Source organism: Microvirga mediterraneensis, from assembly GCF_013520865.1.
GTDB lineage: Bacteria > Pseudomonadota > Alphaproteobacteria > Rhizobiales > Beijerinckiaceae > Microvirga > Microvirga mediterraneensis.
In genome coordinates this window covers 484,224-505,329 of the sequence record NZ_JACDXJ010000001.1, presented here as the reverse complement: position 1 = coordinate 505,329, position 21,106 = coordinate 484,224, and the positions used below count along the sequence as shown (strand labels likewise).

The window sequence follows — 21,106 nt, the reverse complement described above, 5'->3', positions numbered from 1 at the left end:
TTGAAGATCGATATGACAACATCCCTCCTCTGGATCCCGGTGACCCTGGCCGCGGCTGCGGCCCAGACCGGCCGCAACGCCACCCAGCGGCGTCTGACCGAAACCATCGGGACGGTCGGCGCGACCCAGGTCCGCTTCCTCTACGGGTTTCCCTTCGCCCTCCTGGCACTGGCCATCGTGAACCTCGCGACCGGAGAGGTTGTTCCAGGTCCCAATGCAACCTTCCTGGCCTATGCGCTGACCGGTGCGGTCACCCAGATCCTCGCCACGGCCCTCATGCTTGCGGCCATGCGGGAGCGCGCCTTTTCGGTGGTCACGGCCTATACCAAGACCGAGCCGGTCCAGGTAGCCCTGTTCGGGCTGGTGCTGCTGGGGGATCACCTGACGCCCGCCATGGGGCTCGCCATCGCGGTGGCGACCTCGGGGGTCCTCGTCATGTCCGTGAAGCCGGGCACGAGCCTCACGTCCTCGGGCGCGAAGCCGGTTGTCTTCGGGCTCGCCTCGGGAGCCTTCTTCGCCCTGGCGGCCATCGGCTTTCGCGGCGCCATCCTGTCGCTCGACCACGGTTCCGCGCTGATCCGGGCCTCCACGACCCTGGTCTGGGGCTTAGGGTTGCAGACGGCGATTCTCATGATCTGGCTCGGCCTGCTCGACCGCCAGGCCCTGCTGGCGAGCTTCAAGGCCTGGCGCCCCTCCCTGGGAGCGGGATTCCTCGGGGCCCTTGCCTCCCAGTTCTGGTTCATCGGATTCGCGCTTACGACCGCGGCCAATGTGCGGACGCTGGCGCTCGTCGAGGTCCTGATGGCGCAGGCCGTGTCGCACCGCTTCCTGGCGCAGGCGACGACCCGGCGGGAACTCGTCGGTATGGTGCTGATTCTTGCGGGCGTCGGCTTCCTGCTCCTGGCGCAGCGTTAGCTTGTCGCTGCGGCAACGGCGTGATAACGAACAAGATTACATAACGTTCAATCCGCCGGGCCTTCTTCCATGACCGCTGCCGCTGCATCCGAGACCGTCCAGCCGGCCTACCGTATCCTCCAGGTCGGCGATCCGGCTCCCGGGTTCAAACAGAACTCGACCAGCAATCCGCAATTCAGCTTCGATACGGTGGCCGGTCGCTACATCGTCCTGTGTTTCTACGGGACGGGCTCGGACGACATCGGGCGAGCAGCCCTGGCGTCGTTCCAGGAAGAGCACCGCGACCTATTCGACGACGACAAGGTCGCGATCTTCGGCGTGAGCATGGACCCGTCGGACGAAACAGGAATGCGAGCCCGGCAGATCGTTCCCGGCATTCGCCATTTCTGGGACTTCGACGGTGCTGTCGGGCGGCTCTACGGGGCTCTTCCGCGCAACACGTCGCCGGGTCAATCGCAGGTTCCGATCCGCCGCTTCTGGATGGTGCTCAACCCCACCCTGCGGGTGCGCGCCGTCTTCCCGTTCGAACAGGACGGCAGCGACCGGGAGAAGGTGATGGCCTATCTGCGCGCCCTGCCGCCGGTGGACCGGTTCGCCGGGTTCGAGATCCCGGCTCCGGTGCTGGTCATTCCGGACGTGTTCGAGCCGGAATTCTGCCGGCACCTGATCGGCCTCTACGAGAAGCACGGCGGCGAGGAATCGGGCTTCATGCGCGAGGTCGACGGCAAGACCGTCGCCATCCATGATGCGAGCCACAAAAGGCGCAAGGATTATACGATCCAGGACCAGAACCTGATCCGGCAGGTGCAGCACCGCATCATCCGCCGCATCAATCCGGAGATCGAGCGAGTGCACTTCTTCAAGCCCACCCGCATGGAGCGCTACATCGTCTCCTGCTACGCGGCGGAGGACGGCGGGCACTTCCGCGCGCATCGCGACAACACGACGAGCGGCACGGCCCATCGCCGCTTCGCGGTCTCCATCAATCTCAACGGCGATTTCGAGGGCGGCGAGGTGAGCTTCCCCGAATACGGATCGCGCAGCTACAAGGCTCCCCCGGGCGGCGCGGTGGTGTTCTCGTGCCCGCTTCTCCATGCGGTATCCCGCGTGACCGAAGGGCGCCGCTTCGCCTTCCTGCCCTTCCTCTACGACGAGGAGGCCGCCAAGATTCGAGAGGCGAACAACGCCCGTCTCGGCGAGGGCGTGGTCGCCTACAAGGGTTGAGCGCTCTCGTTGAGCGACAGGGCGAGGAGCAGGACCGTGTCTCGCGTGAGCGGGGCCAGCGGTGTGTCACCCGGTTCGCGCGGGTCGATCCAGATATGGTCTTCGATCTCGGCCTTGCAGACGATGGCGCCCTCGAGGCTGGCCGCATAGATGGCGGCCCGCACCCGTTGCCCCGGCTCGTTCGCCGCCGGAGCCTCGAAGATTCCGAGTTCTCTCGTGGAACCCGGAACGAGGCCGCAGCCGAGTTCCTCGGAAAGCTCCCGCGCCAGCGAATCCAGATTGCTTTCGCCCGGCTCGCGCTTGCCGCCCGGCTGCATGAAGATGTCCGTGCCGCGCTTGCGCACGAGAAGAACATGCCCGCGCCGGTCGCGCACCAGGGCGGTGACGATCTCGATCACCGCTCGCCCGCCTTGATCCACTTGTCGACCTTCGGCGGTTCGTAGGCGCGAACGGCCGCGATGAGGGCGGCGGGCTCCTCCTCGACGATCAGCATCGCCCGGTGGATCGGCTTCACGAAACCACGCTCGACCACGTCGTCCAGGAAATCGGTCAGCTTGTCGTAGAAGCCGCCCGCGTTCAGAAGGGCGCAGGGCTTGCGATGGTAGCCGAGCTGCGCCCAGGTCCAGACCTCGAACAATTCCTCGAAGGTGCCGAGGCCCCCGGGCAGGGCGATGAACCCGTCGGAGAGTTCGGCCATCAGGGCCTTGCGCTCGTGCATGGAGCCGACCACCCGCAGATCGCTCAAGGACCGATGGGCGATTTCCTTGTCCACCAGCGCCTGCGGCATCACGCCGATCACGTGGCCGCCCTTTCCGAGGGCCGCGTCGGCGACCGCGCCCATGAGCCCGACCGAGGCGCCGCCATAGACCAGCTCGATGCCTTGAGCCGCCAGGGCCTCGCCGAGCGACCGGGCCGCCGCGAGATAAACCGGATCCTGGCCGCTGCTGGAACCGCAGAAGACACACAGGCGCATGGGACTATCCTTCGTGATTCGCGTCAGCCACCGATGAACGACAGGAAAGGGCCGGGCTCAAGACCCTGATGCGGCCTCAGCATGGAATGCCCGACTTGCTGAAGGCTCCAAAGAGGGCCACTTTGTCCTCCAACAACACCTTCTCCGAGGAGACATCCATGACTGCCTGCATCGTCGGCTGGGCCCATACCCCCTTCGGCAAGCTCGACGCCGAGTCCGTCGAAAGCCTGATCGTCCGCGTCACCAACGAGGCGCTGGAGCATGCGGGCCTCGGGCCTGAGGATGTGGACGAGGTGGTGCTCGGTCATTTCAACGGAGGGTTCTCGGCCCAGGACTTCACCGCTTCCCTGGTTTTCCAGGCCAGCGACAGCTTCCGGTTCAAGCCGGCGACCCGGGTCGAGAATGCCTGCGCGACCGGTTCGGCCGCCGTGCATCAGGCGATCAAGACCATCGAGGCGAGGCGCGCCAAGACCGTGCTGGTGGTCGGCGTCGAGCAGATGACGAAGACGCCGGGGCCCGAGATCGGCAACATCCTGCTCAAGGCCTCCTACCTGCCGGAGGACGGCGGCACGCCGGGCGGGTTCGCGGGCGTCTTCGGCAAGATCGCCGGAACCTATTTCCAGCGCTACGGCGACCAGTCCGACGCGCTCGCCCTGATCGCCGCTAAGAACCACAGGAACGGCGTCGACAACCCCTACGCGCAGATGCGCAAGGATCTGGGCTTCGATTTCTGCCGCGCGGAGAGCGAGAAGAACCCTTACGTCGCCGGTCCCCTGAAGCGCACGGATTGCTCGCTGGTCTCCGACGGCGCCGCCGCCCTGGTCCTGGCCGACACCGAGACGGCGCTCAGGATGAAGCGCGCGGTGGCCTTCCGGGCCACGGCCCATGCGCAGGATTTCCTGCCCATGTCGAAGCGCGACATCGTCCAGTTCGAGGGTTGCGCGGAAGCCTGGCGGCGGGCCCTGTCCCAGGCGGGCGTCCAGCTGTCCGATCTCTCCTTCGTCGAGACCCACGACTGCTTCACCATCGCGGAGCTCATCGAGTACGAGGCCATGGGCCTGACGGCCCCCGGGCAGGGCGCTATCGCCGTCAAGGAGGGCTGGACGAACCGAGACGGTAAGCTGCCGGTGAACCCCTCCGGCGGCCTCAAGGCCAAGGGTCATCCGATCGGGGCCACCGGCGTCTCCATGCACGCGCTCTCCGCCATGCAGCTCTGCGAGGAGGCCGGCGGCATCCAGGTCAGGAACCCGAAGCTCGGCGGCATCTTCAACATGGGCGGCGCGGCCGTGGCGAACTACGTGAGCGTGCTTGAGCGGATCAAGTAATAGAGTATCATGTCGCTAGATTGCTCGTGCGGGCGGTCGAATGAGATGCCAGGATACTCACGATGAACAAGTCTGACCGCAAACGTTCGCCCCAGGAGAACAAAAGGCTGTCCTATGAGCGCGATTGCGTCAATCAATACGGTGAAAACGATAAGGCGGCTCGCAAAGCGGTTCGACGCTTCAAAGCCGCTTCCAATCGTACAGGGAGACGCGGGGTAAATCAGGCGCTACAGGGTCTTGAAAGGGCCCCTGACGATGTCGGTCATGAAACGTCTTTGTTTGAGGCAGAGCACCTTGCGTTAAAACCCAGAAAGACCAAGGTGCCTGCTACGCCTCTCAATGAAGTCGTGCCCTACAGAACGCGAGTCACTGTGACTTGGGCAAGTGCACTAAAGCCCATTTTCAAAGAACTTGGAGAGGTCGGGGTAACCTCTCCGCACTTGATAGTGATGGAGCTTGACCGCCGTCGCATCATCGCCCCGCACGGAAGGCCATGGACGCCTTGGCTTGTTCATCAGGGACTCAAAAGCTTAGGCATCAAGCATCCTTGGGAATGGAACGGACAGCTGGATTAGAAGCCGTCTTCCTCACTCACCCGGCGCCTTGGCCTGAATCGCCAGGGCGTGCAGGCCCCTGTCGAAGGCGCCTTTCAGAACCTCGTTCACGAGCCTGTGACGCGCGACCCGGCTCTTGCCGGAGAAGGCTTGCGACACGATATTAACCTGGAAATGAGTTTCCCCGCCTTCCCGCCACCCGGCATGGCCGTGATGCTTTTCTGATTCGTCGATGACGGTCAGGTCGGTCGGCTGCAGGCTCTCCTGCAAAGTCTGTGTGATCCAGTGCTGAAGGGTCATGCTGATTTGTAAAACCTTTTTGAACGGGTCTGCGGCGAAAAGCGTTCAGGCCTTGGCGCAAGGCCCCAAGCCACTCATAATCACTGAATCATGGATCTCAACTCGCCTCTTTTCGACCGTATCCGGATCAAGCCTTCCTGCGAAGAGCCGCAGGAGGCCAAGGGTCCCGTCTGCGAGCACCCGACCTGCAAGGCGGCGGGGGAATTCCGCGCGCCCAAGGGGCGGGACCGGGAAGGGCAGTATTGGCGCTTCTGCCTCCAGCACGTGCGCGAGTACAACGCCTCGTATAATTACTTCGCCGGCATGTCGGATTCCGCCGTTGCGGCCTTCCAGAAGGATTCCATCATCGGCCACCGCCCGACCTGGACCATGGGCATGAACGGATCCGGCCAGGGCGAGGAGCAAGGCGCCAAGGCCGAGCCGCGGGATTGGGGCTATTTCGATCCCCTCGGGATCCTCAAGGGCGAGGATTTCACCCAGGCCCGCACCAGCCGGGCCCGCCCCGAGCCCAAGCGTCCGCGCTACAGCGGAGCGGTGCGCCGGGCGCTCGACATCCTCGGGCTCGACGAGACCGCCGACGGTCCCGCCATCAAGGCCCAGTACAAGTCCCTGGTGAAGCGCTTCCACCCGGACGCCAACGGCGGCGACCGATCCTTCGAGGAGCGCCTGCGCGACATCATCAAGGCGCACGATGCCCTCAAGAGCGCCGGCCTGTGCTGACATGGTAGTCTTTTAGGCAAGGCAGCTACGCGCATTAGGAAATTGCGCCATTCCGTCATGGGGGTTAAGAAGCCCGTGACGTTTTCGAGACAAACTTCAAAGACCGAGAGGCCCCTATGACGGCACAAACCGAGACAGCGACCCTTCTGCCTGACATGAAGGTGTCCGTGCGACAGGTCTTCGGGATCGACTCGGATCTGGAGGTTCCCGCCTTTTCGCAAGCCGAGCAGCACGTGCCGGATCTCGACCCCGATTATCTCTTCGACCGGGATACGACCCTCGCCATCCTGGCCGGCTTCGCGCGCAACCGCCGCGTCATGATCACGGGCTATCACGGCACCGGCAAGTCGACCCATATCGAGCAGGTGGCGGCCCGCCTCAACTGGCCCTGCGTGCGCGTGAACCTGGACAGCCACGTGTCGCGTATCGACCTCGTCGGCAAGGACGCCATCGTGCTGCAGGACGGCAAGCAGGTCACCGCCTTCCAGGACGGCATTCTCCCTTGGGCCCTTCAGAACAACGTGGCCCTCGTGTTCGACGAATACGATGCCGGCCGCCCGGACGTGATGTTCGTGATCCAGCGCGTGCTGGAGCAGTCGGGCAAGCTCACCCTGCTCGACCAGAAGCGCGTGATCCGGCCTCACCCCGCCTTCCGCCTCTTCGCCACCGCCAACACGGTGGGCCTCGGCGACACCTCGGGCCTCTATCACGGCACGCAGCAGATCAACCAGGGCCAGATGGACCGCTGGTCCATCGTCACGACGCTCAACTACCTGCCGCACGACAAGGAGGTGGACATCGTCCTCTCCAAGGCGAAGCACTACCAGGAGGATGCGTCCGGCCGGGACATCGTCAACAAGATGGTGCGCGTGGCCGATCTCACCCGCTCGGCCTTCATGAACGGCGATCTCTCGACCGTCATGAGCCCGCGCACGGTGATCACCTGGGCCGAGAACGCCGAGATCTTCGGCGACACGGGCTTCGCCTTCCGCGTGACGTTCCTCAACAAGTGCGACGAGCTCGAGCGCACCCTCGTGGCCGAGTTCTATCAGCGCTCCTTCGGCAAGGAACTGCCGGAGAGCGCGGTGAATATGGTGCTGTCGTAAAACCAGCCCTGTCATTCCGGGGCGGCGGTAGCCGAGCCCGGAACCCATGAACGCCAACGATTCAGGATCAGGTGGATACGCAGCAACCATCCCCATTCTGTCGTGGTTATGGATCCCCGCCTTCGCGGGGATGACACGCAACGGGCGTCAGGAGAGGTGAGATGTCCATCTCGAACCGCAAGCCGGGTGAGAAGAAGGAAGCGCCGGCGGAGCCGCTGAAGCGCTCCATCGCCGGCACCATGAAGGCGATCGCCCGCAAGCCCGATCTCGAGGTCGCCTATGCGTCCGACCGTCCGGTGCTCATGGGGCAGGACAAGGCCCGCCTGCCGGAGCCGCCCCGGCGGCTGACCTCGCAGGACGTGGCGGTGCTGCGCGGCAATGCCGATGCCATGGCGCTGCGCCTCGCCTGCCACGACACCGCCCTTCACCGGAAGCTCGCCCCCGAGGGCCAGGCCGCCCGCGCGGTGTTCGACGCGGTCGAGCAGGCGCGCGTGGAATCCCTCGGCTCGCGGCGCATGGCCGGCATCTCGTCCAACATCTCGGCCATGCTGGAGGACCGCTACCATCGCGGCGGCAAGTACGAGGAGATCACCGACCGGGCCGATGCGCCGCTCGAGGATGCGCTCGCCCTCATGGTGCGCGAGCGCCTGACCGGCGAGAAGCCGCCCGCATCGGCCGCCAAGATCGTCGATCTCTGGCGCGACTTCATCGAGGATCGCGCCGGACACGATCTCGACGGCCTGCTCAAGAACATCGAGAACCAGCGCAGCTTCGCCCGCAACATCCGCGACATGCTTTCCTCCCTCGACATGGCCGACGAAGCGGCCCTCGATTCCGAGGACGAGGAGAACGAGGACGAGAACGAATCCGAGGAGCAGGAACAGCAGGGCGAGGGAGAATCCGAGCAGGAAAGCCAAGGCGACCGGGCCGAGGTGGAGATGAGCGAGGATTCGAGCGACGAGATGGAGGACGGCGCGACGGAAGAGGCCGATGGTCCTTCCGGCGAGATGCCCGAGGAATCGGAGGAAGCGGATTCGGAGGATGCCGGCGAATCCTGGCGTCCGCCGTCGCGCTCCAACGAGGCCCGAGGCCCCGACTACAAGGCCTTTACCCACAAATTCGATGAGATCATTCACGCGGAGGATCTCTGCGATGCGGACGAGCTCACGCGCCTGCGCGCCTATCTCGACAAGCAGCTCGCCCACCTGCAGGGCGTGGTCGGGCGTCTGGCGAACCGCCTGCAGCGCCGCCTGATGGCGCAGCAGAACCGGTCCTGGGAATTCGACCTTGAGGAGGGCACCCTCGATCCGGTGCGCCTGCCGCGCATCATCATGGATCCTTACCAGCCCCTGAGCTTCAAGCAGGAGCAGGACACGAATTTCCGCGACACGGTGGTGACGCTGCTCCTCGACAATTCCGGCTCCATGCGCGGTCGGCCGATCACGGTCGCGGCCACCTGCGCGGATATTCTTGCCCGCACCCTGGAGCGCTGCGGCGTGAAGGTCGAGATCCTCGGCTTCACCACGCGCGCCTGGAAGGGCGGCCAGTCCCGCGAGATGTGGCTGCAGAACGGAAAGCCGGCCAATCCCGGCCGCCTGAACGATCTGCGCCACATCATCTACAAGTCGGCGGATGCGCCCTGGCGCCGTGCGCGCAAGAATCTCGGCCTGATGATGCGCGAGGGCCTGCTCAAGGAGAACATCGACGGCGAGGCGCTCGATTGGGCGCATAAGCGCCTGCTGGGCCGGCCCGAGCAGCGGCGCATCCTGATGGTGATCTCGGACGGCGCGCCGGTGGACGACTCGACCCTGTCGGTCAATCCCGGCAACTATCTCGAGCGGCATCTGCGCTTCATCATCGAGGAGATCGAGACCCGCTCTCCCGTGGAGCTCATCGCCATCGGCATCGGCCACGACGTGACGCGCTATTACCGCCGCGCGGTGACCATCGTCGACGCTGAGGAACTCGGCGGCGTCATGACCGAGAAGCTCGCGGAGCTGTTCGAGGAGAATGCCGCGCCCCCATCCCGCGGAGCACCCCGCCGCAGAGCCGTCGCTTGAGGCTGACCCGGCGGAACTTCCTGATCGGCGGCGGTGCGGCCGCCGCGACCCTGGCCTGCACGGGCGTCGCCCTCGCGCAGCGCCCGCAGGTTTTCCGGAGCGCGACCTCCATCGACGTGGAGGCGCGGCCGGTCAGCCGACTCTCCACCACCGATCCCGATCGCTCCCGCTTCGGGGCGCTGATGTTCCGCTCCGGACTCGAGCTGCGCTCGCGGGTCTCGGCCTTCGGAGGCTTCTCCGGCCTCTGGCGCTCGTCCGACGGGCAGGACCTCATCGCGCTCGCCGACAATGCGCAGGTGTTGAAAGCCCGGGTCGAGACTTCTGACGGACGGCTCTCGGGTCTGTCGAACCCGGTTCTGTCCCCCCTGGTCCTGAGCAACGGCGTGCCGTTGCGGCGTTCGCGCTATTACGACACGGAGAGCTTCGCGCTTGCAGGCAATGCCGTCTATGTGGGCGTCGAGCGCAACCATGCGGTGATCAGGTTCGAGCGCACCGATGCGGGCAGCATCATTCGCGGCGTTCCCATTCCCGTCCCGCAGGCGGTGAAGGATCTGCCGAGCAATGGCGGCCTGGAGGCCCTCGGCGTCGCGCCCCGGCGCTCGCCCTTGAACGGAGCGCTCGTGGGAATCGCGGAAGGCGGCAGCGGATTCATCCTGACGGGGCCGCGGCAGGGCGCTTTCGAGATCGTTCTCTCCGGCGGTTATGCGGTGACCGACCTCGCTTTCCTACCCGAGGGCGATGCCGTGATCCTGGAGCGCCGCTTCTCGCTTTTCGGCTTCTTCGGCTGCCGCCTTCGCCGCATCGAGGCGGCTGCACTGAAGGCCGGGGCCCGGATCGACGGCGACGTTCTTTACGAGAGCGAAGCCTCGCATCAGATCGACAACATGGAAGGATTGGCGATTCATAGGGAAGGTCGCGATACGGTGCTTTCCCTGATCTCCGACGACAATTTCAGTTCCCTGCAGAAAACGGTGCTGCTCGAGTTTTCTCTCGTGGGCTGACCCTGCCTTACGGATGGGCATTCGCCTTTTTTCTCATCATTCTTTGCCGCTTCTATCCCTTCGTTGCGCTTGAAGCCTCTGGTTACGGACCACTAAGCTTCACGCATGCGGGCCCGTTGCCAATCATTGCGCCGGGTGTCCGCACCACGAGGCCTGAGGAGATCCGGTGGCGGCGCGGGCGGTCTTCGACGAGATGAGCGGCCATGACGGCCAGAGCAGGGATGCCTACCGGGTTCTCCAGGACTGGCTGAAATCCGCCCCGCCGCACGTGCTGGAACATCGCCGCGAGGAAGCGGAACTCTTCTTCCGCAGGGTCGGCATCACCTTCGCGGTCTACGGCAACACGGAAGCCGAAGAGCGACTCATCCCCTTCGACATCATCCCGCGCATCCTGTCGGGCAAGGAATGGAAGCGCCTTTCGCAGGGCCTCGAACAGCGCGTGAAGGCGCTCAACCTGTTCCTGAAGGACATCTACGGGGCCCGGGAGATCCTGCGCGCCGGGATCATCCCGCCGGAACTCGTCTATCTCAATCCCTATTACCGGCCGCAGATGCATGGGCTGTCCCTGAACAGCGACATCTACGTGCAGGTGGCGGGGATCGACATCGTCCGGGTCGACGACCAGGATTTCTACGTGCTCGAGGACAACCTGCGTACGCCCTCCGGCGTCTCCTATATGCTGGAGAACCGGGAGGTGATGATGCGCCTCTTCCCCGAACTCGTGGGAATGCAGCGCATCCGGCCCATCGAGAATTACATCGACGAGCTTCTGGGCACGCTCAAATCCGTCGCTCCGGCAAGCTCTCCCTGGGACCCGACCGTGGTTCTCCTCACGCCCGGTTCGCTGAACTCCGCCTATTACGAGCACAGCTTCCTGGCCGACCGCATGGGCGTGGAGCTGGTCGAGGGACGCGACCTCTTCGTGCGCGACGAGATAGTCTACATGCGCACCACCGAAGGGCCGAAGCGCGTCGACGTGATCTACAGCCGCATCGACGACGACTACCTCGACCCGCTGGTCTTCCGTCCCGATTCCGCTCTGGGCGTGCCGGGCCTGATCGCGGCTTACCGGGCCGGCAATGTCGCCATCGCCAACGCGCCTGGAACGGGAGTGGCCGACGACAAGGCCATGTACTCCTACGTGCCCGACATCGTGCGCTTCTACATGGGCGAGGAGCCGATCCTGAAGAACGTGCCGACCTGGCGCTGCCGCGAGCAGGAAGCCCTTTCCTATGTGCTAGACAACCTGCACGAACTCGTCGTGAAGGAGGTCAACGGCTCGGGCGGCTACGGCATGCTGGTGGGTCCGCATGCGACCAAGGAAGCGCGCGAGCATTTCAAGGCCCGGATCCTCGCCACTCCCGACAATTACATCGCCCAGCCGACGCTGGCCCTCTCGACGAGCCCGATCTTCACCGAGACCGGGCTCGCGCCCCGCCACGTGGATCTGCGCCCCTTCGTCCTGACGGGCCGCGACGGCGTCAGGTTGGTGCCCGGCGGTCTCACCCGGGTGGCCCTGACGGAAGGATCGCTGGTGGTCAATTCGAGCCAGGGCGGCGGGACCAAGGATACCTGGGTGCTGAGTGAATGAGCGGGAGCGTTTCGCGTGTTGAGTCGTGATGCCGACAGCCTCTATTGGCTCTCCCGCTACGTGGAGCGGGCCGAGAACACGGCGCGCATCCTCGATGTCGCCTATCGCATGGCGTCGATGCCGATCTCCTATAACGGCGTCGAGACCAACGAGTGGGAATCGGCGCTCGTCACGGCGGGCGGCATCGAGCAGTTCCGCGCCGTCTACGGGGATGCGACACCCGAGAACGTGATCGAGTTCCTGGCCTTCTCCGAGGCCAATCCGTCGAGCATCCAGAGCAGCTTCGACACGGCGCGGCAGAATGCCCGCTCGGTGCGGTCCGCGCTGACCTCCGAGATGTGGGAGGCGATCAATTCCGCCTGGCTCGACCTGCGCCGTTACCGGTCGAAGAAGATCAATGTCGAGGAGCTTCCCCGTTTTCTGAACCTCGTGAAGGAAGCCTCGCTGCGCTATGACGGCTCCGCCATGCGCACCATGCTGCGCAACGACGCCTATTGGTTCTCGCGGCTCGGCGTCTACATCGAGCGCGCTGACAACACCGCCCGGGTGTTGGACGTGAAGTACCACGTGCTGCTACCGCAGGACGCGCCGGTGGGCGGCGGCATCGATTATTACCAATGGGCCGCCATCCTGCGCTCGGTTTCGGCGCTGGTGAGCTACCAATGGGTTTACCACCAGAACCTGCGGCCCTGGCTCGTGGCGGATCTGTTGATCCTGCGCGAGGAAATGCCGCGCTCGCTCGCCGCCTGCTACGCGTTCCTCTCCCGCCACCTCGACGACATCTCGCACCGCTACGGAACGTCGGGAGCGGCGCAGCGTCAGGCGCGGGCGACCCATGCGCGCCTCGCGAACCAGAACATCGAGGAGATCTTCCAGCACGGGCTGCACGAGTTCCTGCAGGACTTTCTTGCCGAGAACAACCGGCTCGGGCAGGCCATCACGAACCAGTATCTCGGCTGACCCATGCGCATCCGCATCACCCACGAGACGGTCTATCACTACAGCGAACCCGCCAAGTCGGCGATCCAGCTCCTGCGGCTCACCCCGCGCGGCAGCGACAGCCAGACGGTCCTGTCCTGGAACATCGACATGGATGGTGACGGCCGGCTGATGCGGCGGGAGGACTGGTACGGCAACATCATCCACAGCCTGTCCGTCTCCGGCCCGGTGAGTCAGATCACCCTGCACGTGGCCGGCGAGATCGAGACCACGGATACGGCCGGGATCATCAAGGGAGGGGTGGAGCGCTTCCCGCCGATCTTCTACCTGCGGGATACGCCGCTGACCCGGGCCGATGCCTCCATCCGCGAATTCGCCGAACTCACGGCGGGCCGCTTCACCAATCCGCTCGATCAGGCCCACGCGCTCCTGAGCGCCATTGCCGAGCGCCTGCGCTTCGACACGCAAGCCACCAACTCCACGACCACGGGCGCGGACGCCTTCGCGGCAGGCCACGGGGTCTGCCAGGATTTCACCCATGTCTTCGTGAGCGCGGCGCGGTCTTTGAAGATCCCGGCCCGCTACGTCTCGGGCTATCTGCACAAGCCTGGAGAGATCGAGCAGGAGGCGGGCCACGCCTGGGCGGAGGCGTATCTTCCGGATCTCGGCTGGGTGAGTTTCGACCCGGCCAATGCTGTTTCCGCAACGGAACACTATGTCCGCCTGGCCATCGGACTCGATTATCTTGATGCGGCCCCGGTTCGAGGAAGCTATTACGGTATCACCCGTGAAGCGCTCGACGTTCGTCTGAGGATCGAAAGCGCCCGTCAATCGCAGGCGTGAGAATGGCCTCGGCAACAGAGCAGCTCGACCAGAAGGCCCCAGGAGGAACCCCCATGACGTATTGTGTCGGCATCCTGGTGCGGGACGGCCTCGTCATGATCGCGGACACGCGCACCAATGCGGGCGTCGACAATATCGCGACCTTCCGCAAGCTGCACCTGTTCGAGAAGCCCGGCGAGCGCATCATCACGCTGGCCACCGCGGGCAACCTGTCGGCCAGCCAGTCCGTCATGTCCCTGCTGACCGAGGGACTCGAAAACCCCGAAACCGGCGTGGTCGAGACGCCCCTGACCGTGCCCAGCATGTTCAAGGCCGCCCAGCTCGTCGGCCGTGCCATCCGTCAGGTCTACGAGGTCGATGGGGTCGAGATCGAAAAGCGCCAGATGACCTTCGACGTCACCATGCTGCTCGGCGGGCAGATCGGGTCAGGTCCCATGCGGCTCTACCAGATCTACGCGGCCGGCAATGCCATCGAGGCCACTGTCGATACGCCCTTCCTGCAGATCGGGGAGCCGAAATACGGCAAGCCGATCCTCGACCGGGCGATTTCTCACGGCACCAGTCTCGTCGAGGCCCTGAAGCTCGGACTCATCTCCATGGATTCGACCCTGAAATCCAATCTCGGGGTCGGCCTGCCCATCGACATCGTGGTGGCGAGGCGCGACGCCCTGAAGGCGCAGGTGACCTACCGGATCCAGGAGGACGAGCCGTATTTCAGAGATCTGCGCGAACGCTGGTCCGCCGCTTTGCGCGCGGCCCATCAGGCGATTCCTCACCCGCCTTATACGGAAGAGGTTCTTTAGTAGCTGACTCAATCGACTTGCTGGTGAGTGCAATCATTCAATGTATGGTATATAGTATTACATATAGAATCTCGATTGAGGCGCATCGGTGATGTGGGCACCCATTAAGAAGCTCTTCGCGGGATCACCCCTCATGGGCTCGTTGCTGGGTGAAGTCATTTACGAGGCTGAGCCCCTGCAGGGGCAGTCATCCACATCTCTGTTCCAGTGGCGTGTGAAGAAGGGGCTGGATGATGCCTCATACTTTGTAAGCCTGAAAATGCTTCCGGATGGTTCTGCAGGGCCTGAGGGCGCCCCAAAAAACTACATCAGCTTCGATCTCGAGACAGCCGAGCAGGTTCGAGGCAGTTTAGAAGTTTGTATCGCAGAGTGCCGACGTCTCAAAGCCTTAGAGGGTGATTAGCAAGCAGCGCTGCTAAGTGCATTGAAGCTAGAGAGGTAAGCTCAAGCGGCCCGGTGATGATGCTTCGCCTCGTAGCGCATGAGCCGCAGGATCGCCCCATAGGGAGCGATCGAGATCGCCGCGAGCGCGAGCTTCACCAGGTAGTCGGCCACAGCCAGATTGGTCCAGGGCAGGGCGATGCACTGATCCACGATGCCGGCATGGCCGAGCGCCTCGCTGATGGTGAAGCCGAGGCCGGGCACCGCGCCGCAATAGAAGGCGAAGGAGAAGAAGATAGCCGTGTCGAGGCCCGACGAGATCACCGAGGACACGAAGGGCGGCATCCACCAGGCGTGGCCACGCAGGCGGAAGAAGATCTGGATGTCGAGGAGCTGGGCGACCAGGAAGGCCGCTCCCGAGGCGATCGCGATGCGTGGAGATGCGAGAAGGACCGAGAGCACCACGGCCAGCGCGAAGCCGGCATAGACCACCCGGCGGGCGCCCTTGGGGCCGAAGCGCCGGTTCGACAGGTCGGTGACCAGGAACGAGAACGGATAGCTGAAGGCACCCCAGGTCAGGTAGTTGTCCAGGCCGAGATGCTGGAAGGGATACTGGACCAGGATGTTCGACGAGAGGACGACCAGGGTCATGGCCGCAAGGGCAATGAGGAAGTCGCGGCGGTCGATCTGGGACATGGGGCAGCCTCTTTTGGGCGGTCTCTCTTGAGCCAACAGCTCAGGCTTCATGCAACGCAAAACGGGCGGCACCGAGGCCGCCCGCAAAGCCGATCCACTGGCGATCCGAGATCAGCTCGCAGCGGCGAGCTTCTTCTCGATCTCGCGCTTCACCGCGAGCGCGGTGGTGGAGAGCTCGCCAGCCTTGGCCTTGGCCAGGAAGGCGTCGAGGCCGCCGCGGTGCTCGACCGAGCGGAGCGCATTGGCGGAGACGCGCAGGCGCACGGAGCGCTGCAGGGTGTCAGACTGGAGCGTGACGTTGCAGAGGTTCGGCAGGAACTTCCGCTTCGTCTTGCGGTTCGAGTGGCTCACCAGGTGGCCACTCAGCACGGCCTTGCCGGTCAGTTCGCAACGGCGCGACATGGGTTCAATCCTATTCGTCTATTAAAGGGTCGCGACCACAAATCGCGGGTTTGCCTGATCGCAGATCCCACGCGGCCGGACACCAGAAGTCCTTGGAAGGTGGGAGCCTATAGGCCAAAAAAGGGGAGGACGTCAAGAATAGTGCGACGCCGTATCTCGTTTTTTTGAAGCAGCGCGGTCATGATTTATTCCGAATCTCGTGCGATGCAACGGAATAGACTATCAGGATAGCTTTCATGCGCCTCATCGCCTCAGCTCTCGCGACCCTGGTCTTCGCCGGATCGGGCTCGCTCGCGCAAGCCCAGACCGGACCGGCCCAGACCCTGAAAGTGAGCTACGACATCACCCTGGCCGGCCTGCCCCTGGGCAAGGCCGACCTGTCGTCGTCCTTCAAGGGGGCGAAGTACGAGATGGCGGGACAGGCAAAGCTGACCGGGCTCGCCATGATCCTGACCGGCGGCCGGGGCGAGGCCAATGCCTCCGGCACCCTGGACGGGGACGCGCCGCCCCGTTCGAATACCTTCTCCGTCGTGTCGAAGACCTCCGACAATCAGCGCATCGTCCGCATGGGGATCAAGAGCGGCCGGGTGGCCGAGGTCGAGATCGATCCGCCCCTGGAGCCCAAGCCCGACCGGGTGCCCGTCAAGGCGGCCGACAAGAAGGGCGTGGTCGATCCCATGAGCGCGCTGCTCATGCCGGCCGTGGCGTCGAAGAGCCTGACCGACCCGGCCAATTGCGACCGGACGATTCCGGTCTTCGACGGGGCCTCCCGCATGAACGTGGTCCTCTCCTATGCGGAGACGAAGAAGGTCGAGGTGCCGGGCTATTCCGGGTCCGTCCTCGTGTGCAATGCCCGCTACGTGCCGATTTCCGGCCACCGGAGCGAGCGCCCGGGCACGAAGTTCATGCAGGACAACAAGGACATGTCCGTCTGGCTGGCACCCGTCGAGGGGCCGCGCGTGCTCTTCCCGGTCAAGGTTTCCGTCCGCACCATGATCGGCATGGGCGAGATGCAGGCGTCCCTCTGGTCCTTTGAGGACGGCAAATCGCCCGCGCCCTCCCGCAAGGCCATGAAGGCGGACGAGGCCGTGAAGGCCGGGGTCGTTCAGTAAGTCCTGAAAAGCCCTCGCGATTCCTGCTGTTTCAGGTAGCGAAAGCGGGCTGCGGCACCATATAAGGGGCTAACCGCAGCCTGCCGCATGGGCTCGAGGCTGCTTCGTAGGGAAGGCTCCTGGCGCCGGTCTCCGGTTCTAAAGCCTCTCGGCTCTCACTCCGGGACCTTTTCAGCATTACCCGTCATCCAGGCATGTCCCGTCGCTCTCTCCCTCCGCAAGTGCGTGCGCGCGGCGTGACCGCCGTGCTCGGCCCCACCAATACCGGCAAGACCCACCTGGCCATCGAGCGCATGCTCGGCCATGACAGCGGCATGATCGGCCTGCCCCTGCGTCTCCTGGCGCGCGAGGTCTACAACCGCGTGGTGGAGAAGGCGGGGCATCACAACGTCGCCCTGGTCACGGGCGAGGAGAAGATCAAGCCGGACCGGCCACGCTACTGGATCTCCACCGTCGAGGCGATGCCGCGGGACCTCGACCTTGCCTTCGTGGCCGTGGACGAGATCCAGCTCGCCAGCGACCTGGACCGGGGCCATGTATTCACAGACCGCCTGCTGAACCAGCGCGGGCGCGAAGAGACGCTCCTCATCGGCTCGGCCACCATGCGTCCTCTCATCGAGGCGCTGATCCCCGGCGTGCATGTGGTCACGCGGCCGCGCCTGTCGAAGCTGTCCTTCGCGGGCGAGAAGAAGGTCTCGCGCCTGCCCCGCCGCTCGGCCATCGTGGCCTTCTCGGCCGAGGAGGTCTACGGCATCGCCGAGCTGATCCGGCGCCAGAGCGGCGGCGCCGCGGTGGTGCTGGGGGCCCTGTCGCCCCGGACCCGAAACGCCCAAGTCGAGCTCTACCAGAACGGGGACGTGGATTACCTCATCGCCACCGATGCCATCGGCATGGGGCTCAATCTCGACGTGGACCATGTGGCGTTCGCGTCCGACAAAAAGTTCGACGGGTTCCAGTTCCGCAAGCTCAACAATCCGGAACTCGCCCAGATCGCCGGCCGCGCCGGCCGCTACATGCGCGACGGCACCTTCGGCTCCACGGGCCGCTGCCCGCCTTTCGATGCGGAAACCGTCGAGGCGCTCGAGAATCACACCTTCGACCCCGTGCGAATCCTGCAATGGCGCAACCCGGACCTGGATTTTTCCTCGCTCGCCCGCCTGCGCGATTCTCTCGGGGCGCAGCCGAGGGAGCACGGCCTCGTGCGGGCCCCCACGGGCGAGGACGTAACGGCCCTCGAGGTCCTGGCCCGGGAGGACGACATCCGGGCGATGACCCGCACCCAATTCGCCGTGGAACGGCTCTGGCAGATCTGCCAGGTGCCGGATTACCGGAAAGTTTCCCCGCAGACCCATGCGGATCTCGTCGGCCAGCTCTATCGTTTCCTCATGAAGGACGGGGCCATCCCGGCCGACTGGTTCGCCCGCCATCTGTCCGCCATGGACCGGACGGATGGGGATATCGACACCCTCTCCAACCGCATCGCCCAGGTCCGGACCTGGTCCTTCGTCGCTAACCGTCCCGACTGGTTGAAGGATCCAGAGCATTGGCAGGATGTTGCGCGTCAGGTAGAGGACAAGCTATCGGATGCGCTCCATGAACGCCTCGCCCAACGATTCATCGACCGGCGGACGAGCGTTCTCATGCGGCGCTTGAGAGAGAAAACGATGCTCGAAGCGGAAATTACGACCACCGGCGACGTCACCGTCGAGGGTCAGCACATCGGTCACCTGCACGGCTTTCATTTCGTGCCCGATCCCCAGGCCGACACCACGGAGGCCAAGACCCTGCGCAACGCGGCCGGCAAGGCGCTGGCCGGGGAGATCGAGGCGCGGGCGGACCGGTTCGCCGAGGCTCCCGATGCCATGCTCGTGCTGTCGAACGACGGCACGATCCGCTGGATGGGCGACCCGGTCGCCAAGCTGGAGGCCGGCGACAAGCTGTTCGAGCCCCGCGTGCGCATCCTCTCTGACGAGCACCTCACGGGCCCGGCCCGGGAGAAGGTGGACACCCGCCTGCGCGCCTGGCTCAAGGCCTATGTGGTGCGCCTGCTCGGGCCCCTGCTGCAGCTCGAGGACAGCGCCGAGCTGACGGGCCTCGCCCGCGGCATCGGGTTCCAGATCGGCGAGGCCCTCGGCGTGCTGGAGCGCGCGAAGGTTCTCAACGACGTGCGCAGCCTCGACCAGGATGCCCGCGGCGCCCTGCGCAAGGCCGGGGTCCGGTTCGGCGCCTATCACCTCTACCTGCCCGCCCTCCTGAAGCCGGCGCCCCGCGTCCTGGCGACCCAGCTCTGGGCCCTGCAGAACGGCGGCCTCGACCAGAAGGGCATCGACGAGATCGCCCATCTCGCCCAGTCCGGCCGGACCTCAATCCCGGTCGATTCCGAGATCGCCCACGGGCTCTATCGCGCGGCCGGCTTCCGCGTGCTCGGCGGACGGGCCGTGCGCGTCGACATCCTGGAGCGCCTGGCCGACCTGATCCGTCCCGCCATCTCCTATCGTCCCGGCATCCCCCCCGGCGAGCCGCCGGCCGGCACGGCCGATGGGGAGAGCTTCGTCCCGACCGTGTCCATGACTTCTCTCGTGGGCTGCGCGGGCGAGGATTTCGCCACGATCCTCAAGTCTCTCGGCTATGTGGTGGAGCGCCGTCCCGGCCCCGCCATCACGGTGCCGCTGGTCGAGGCTCCGAGGGTTGTCGAACCCCCGGCCGCGCCTGTGGAAGGCGACACCCCCGCTCCCGCCGAGCAGGCCCCGACGGAAGCGGCCGAAGCCTCCGTGGGCACCGAAGAGATCGGCGCCGTGGCGGTCGAGGCCCCCGAGGCGACCGTGTCCCAGCAGGAGGTGGAGGCCAGCGCCGCCGAGGCCGTGGCTTCGCCCGCAGGTCAGTCCCTGGCTCCCTCCGAGGCTTCGACCGAGGCTCCCGCGGCTGAAGCTCCCGCCGAGCCCGAGATGATCGAGGTCTGGCGCCAGGGTCGCCGCCATCCCGAGGGCGGGCGCGCCCGCCATGGCCGCGAGGCCCGGGGCGGACGCAGCCAGGAGCGCGGCGAGCGTCGTCAGCGTCATGGCGGCGAAGGCCAGGGCGAACCCGGCGAACGCCGTCCGCGTCCCGAGCGCCGCGAGGCGCAAGGGGAGGGCGGTCGTCCGCAGAACCGTCCGCCGCGCGGCCCCGGCCGCGGCGAGGATCGTCGCGGGGAGGACCGTCGAGGACCCCGTCCCGACAAGCGCTCCGACAACCGCCGCGAGGGCGGGCACGAGCGCCGGGAGAAGCAGCCGGACCCGAACTCGCCCTTCGCCAAGCTGATGGCCCTCAAGGCGCAGCTCGAGGACAACAAGAAGTAGGGATGTGACACGCATGCGTGAGGACCGGCAGCGGCTCGACAAGTGGCTGTGGTTCGCGCGCTTCGCGAAGACGAGGACGCTGGCGGCCAAGCTGGTCACGGGCGGCTTCGTTAGGCTCAACGGCCAGCGCACCGACAATGCCGCCAAGGCGGTCGCCGTCGGCGACGTGATCACTCTTGCGCTGGCCCGGACCACCCTGGTGGTCCGGGTCGAAAGCCTCGGCGAGCGGCGCGGCCCTGCGCCGGAAGCAAGGCAGCTCTACATAGACCTCAACCAGGACAACGCGGCGCTTGTCAGCGACCCCGACAAGGGCTAGAGCGGCGGCATAACGCCATTTCGTTGACTTTCGAACAGACCCTCGAAGGACCGTGCATGACCTACGTCGTCACTGAAAATTGCATCAAGTGCAAATACATGGACTGCGTCGAGGTGTGCCCGGTCGATTGCTTCTACGAGGGCGAGAACATGCTCGTCATCCATCCTGACGAGTGCATCGATTGCGGCGTCTGCGAGCCGGAATGCCCCGCCGAGGCGATCAAGCCCGATGCTGAGCCGGGTCTCGAGCAATGGCTGAAGCTCAATGCCGACATGGCCAAGAGCTGGCCCAACATCACCATCAAGAAGGACGCGCCCGCCGACGCCAAGGAATTCGACGGCGTCGCCGGCAAGTTCGAGGCGTATTTCTCGGCCAATCCGGGTGAAGGCGACTGAGACCGGATCCGGGGGCTCTCCGTCCGGCCGCTTCCCGGCCTGTCGGATTGCAGTTCGCCTGGGCTGGAAACCGGAACCAGTTTCCTCACGATGCGTTAGCTTCCAAAGCGCGGCC

General features: G+C 65.2%; 22 protein-coding genes. 17 read left to right on the top strand and 5 right to left on the bottom strand.

What is annotated here, in order from left to right; all coding sequences use genetic code 11:
* Positions 1–12 precede the first annotated feature (12 nt).
* Together H0S73_RS02330 and H0S73_RS02325 are read left to right on the top strand one after the other, a co-directional pair.
* Positions 13–915 (top strand): DMT family transporter, encoded by a 903-nt coding sequence (locus H0S73_RS02330; RefSeq protein WP_181050643.1) that lies wholly within the window; start codon positions 13–15, stop codon positions 913–915.
* A 69-nt stretch (positions 916–984) separates the two neighbouring features.
* Positions 985–2,139, top strand: a complete 1,155-nt coding sequence (locus H0S73_RS02325) for a 2OG-Fe(II) oxygenase (protein ID WP_181050642.1) — start codon at positions 985–987, stop codon at positions 2,137–2,139.
* Here the strand turns inward: H0S73_RS02325 and H0S73_RS02320 are convergent.
* Together H0S73_RS02320 and H0S73_RS02315 are read right to left on the bottom strand one after the other, a co-directional pair.
* Entirely contained in the window at positions 2,127–2,537 is a 411-nt protein-coding gene (locus tag H0S73_RS02320; protein WP_181050641.1) for an NUDIX domain-containing protein, read from the bottom strand. The two genes, H0S73_RS02325 and H0S73_RS02320, sit on opposite strands and share 13 nt — an antisense overlap.
* Positions 2,534–3,112, bottom strand: a complete 579-nt coding sequence (locus H0S73_RS02315; protein ID WP_181050640.1) for an LOG family protein — start codon at positions 3,110–3,112, stop codon at positions 2,534–2,536. Before H0S73_RS02315 ends, H0S73_RS02320 begins: the two co-directional genes overlap by 4 nt.
* A 158-nt stretch (positions 3,113–3,270) precedes the next feature.
* On the opposite strand from H0S73_RS02315, the gene H0S73_RS02310 reads away from it, so the two are divergent.
* Together H0S73_RS02310 and H0S73_RS02305 are read left to right on the top strand one after the other, a co-directional pair.
* Entirely contained in the window at positions 3,271–4,437 is a 1,167-nt protein-coding gene (locus H0S73_RS02310) for an acetyl-CoA acetyltransferase (protein WP_181050639.1), read from the top strand.
* Positions 4,438–4,499: 62 nt separating this feature from the next.
* Positions 4,500–5,012 (top strand): hypothetical protein, encoded by a 513-nt coding sequence (locus tag H0S73_RS02305; protein ID WP_181050638.1) that lies wholly within the window; start codon positions 4,500–4,502, stop codon positions 5,010–5,012.
* 12 nt (positions 5,013–5,024) lie between these two features.
* Here H0S73_RS02305 and H0S73_RS02300 read toward each other — a convergent pair whose 3' ends face one another.
* Positions 5,025–5,291 carry a BolA family protein gene (locus H0S73_RS02300; protein WP_181050637.1) on the bottom strand — a complete coding sequence of 89 codons (267 nt, stop codon included), beginning with the start codon at positions 5,289–5,291 and terminating at the stop codon, positions 5,025–5,027.
* A gap of 90 nt (positions 5,292–5,381) precedes the next feature.
* Here H0S73_RS02300 and H0S73_RS02295 point away from each other — a divergent pair, with 90 nt between their 5' ends.
* From H0S73_RS02295 to H0S73_RS02255, 9 genes are all read left to right on the top strand, one after another.
* A complete protein-coding gene (locus H0S73_RS02295) occupies positions 5,382–6,011 on the top strand; it encodes a J domain-containing protein (RefSeq protein WP_181050636.1) in 630 nt (209 codons plus the stop codon).
* 116 nt (positions 6,012–6,127) lie between these two features.
* A complete protein-coding gene (gene cobS, locus H0S73_RS02290; protein ID WP_009493414.1) occupies positions 6,128–7,117 on the top strand; it encodes a cobaltochelatase subunit CobS in 990 nt (329 codons plus the stop codon).
* A 161-nt stretch (positions 7,118–7,278) separates the two neighbouring features.
* A complete protein-coding gene (gene cobT, locus H0S73_RS02285) occupies positions 7,279–9,177 on the top strand; it encodes a cobaltochelatase subunit CobT (RefSeq protein ID WP_181050635.1) in 1,899 nt (632 codons plus the stop codon).
* Positions 9,174–10,178: an esterase-like activity of phytase family protein gene (locus H0S73_RS02280; RefSeq protein ID WP_181050634.1), complete on the top strand. Its 1,005-nt coding sequence runs from the start codon at positions 9,174–9,176 to the stop codon at positions 10,176–10,178. Before cobT ends, H0S73_RS02280 begins: the two co-directional genes overlap by 4 nt.
* 193 nt (positions 10,179–10,371) lie before the next feature.
* Complete coding sequence (locus H0S73_RS02275) at positions 10,372–11,769, top strand: circularly permuted type 2 ATP-grasp protein (RefSeq protein WP_181054213.1); 1,398 nt, start codon at positions 10,372–10,374, stop codon at positions 11,767–11,769.
* 15 nt (positions 11,770–11,784) lie between these two features.
* On the top strand, positions 11,785–12,729 hold the full coding sequence (locus tag H0S73_RS02270; protein ID WP_181050633.1) for an alpha-E domain-containing protein: 945 nt from the start codon (positions 11,785–11,787) through the stop codon (positions 12,727–12,729).
* Between the two features lie 3 nt (positions 12,730–12,732).
* Positions 12,733–13,551, top strand: coding sequence for a transglutaminase family protein (locus tag H0S73_RS02265; protein WP_181050632.1), 819 nt, complete (start codon positions 12,733–12,735; stop codon positions 13,549–13,551).
* A 53-nt stretch (positions 13,552–13,604) separates the two neighbouring features.
* Complete coding sequence (locus H0S73_RS02260; protein ID WP_181050631.1) at positions 13,605–14,354, top strand: proteasome-type protease; 750 nt, start codon at positions 13,605–13,607, stop codon at positions 14,352–14,354.
* A gap of 133 nt (positions 14,355–14,487) precedes the next feature.
* The gene (locus H0S73_RS02255) at positions 14,488–14,757 is read left to right on the top strand and encodes a hypothetical protein (RefSeq protein WP_181050630.1); all 270 of its coding nucleotides are present in this window, start codon (positions 14,488–14,490) and stop codon (positions 14,755–14,757) included.
* Positions 14,758–14,798: 41 nt separating this feature from the next.
* On the opposite strand, the gene H0S73_RS02250 is transcribed toward H0S73_RS02255, so the two are convergent.
* Both H0S73_RS02250 and rpmB read right to left on the bottom strand, forming a co-directional pair.
* On the bottom strand, positions 14,799–15,431 hold the full coding sequence (locus H0S73_RS02250; RefSeq protein ID WP_181050629.1) for a queuosine precursor transporter: 633 nt from the start codon (positions 15,429–15,431) through the stop codon (positions 14,799–14,801).
* 111 nt (positions 15,432–15,542) lie between these two features.
* Entirely contained in the window at positions 15,543–15,833 is a 291-nt protein-coding gene (rpmB, locus tag H0S73_RS02245) for a 50S ribosomal protein L28 (RefSeq protein ID WP_009493402.1), read from the bottom strand.
* A gap of 236 nt (positions 15,834–16,069) precedes the next feature.
* Between rpmB and H0S73_RS02240 the strand changes: the two genes are divergently transcribed.
* The 4 genes from H0S73_RS02240 (at position 16,070) to fdxA (ending at position 20,991) form a co-directional block, all read left to right on the top strand.
* Positions 16,070–16,945, top strand: a complete 876-nt coding sequence (locus H0S73_RS02240; RefSeq protein WP_181050628.1) for a DUF3108 domain-containing protein — start codon at positions 16,070–16,072, stop codon at positions 16,943–16,945.
* A gap of 194 nt (positions 16,946–17,139) precedes the next feature.
* Positions 17,140–20,280, top strand: a complete 3,141-nt coding sequence (locus H0S73_RS02235; RefSeq protein ID WP_181050627.1) for a helicase-related protein — start codon at positions 17,140–17,142, stop codon at positions 20,278–20,280.
* A gap of 13 nt (positions 20,281–20,293) precedes the next feature.
* Positions 20,294–20,596 (top strand): RNA-binding S4 domain-containing protein, encoded by a 303-nt coding sequence (locus H0S73_RS02230; protein WP_181050626.1) that lies wholly within the window; start codon positions 20,294–20,296, stop codon positions 20,594–20,596.
* Positions 20,597–20,652: 56 nt separating this feature from the next.
* Positions 20,653–20,991 carry a ferredoxin FdxA gene (gene fdxA, locus H0S73_RS02225; RefSeq protein ID WP_181050625.1) on the top strand — a complete coding sequence of 113 codons (339 nt, stop codon included), beginning with the start codon at positions 20,653–20,655 and terminating at the stop codon, positions 20,989–20,991.
* Positions 20,992–21,106 lie beyond the last annotated feature (115 nt).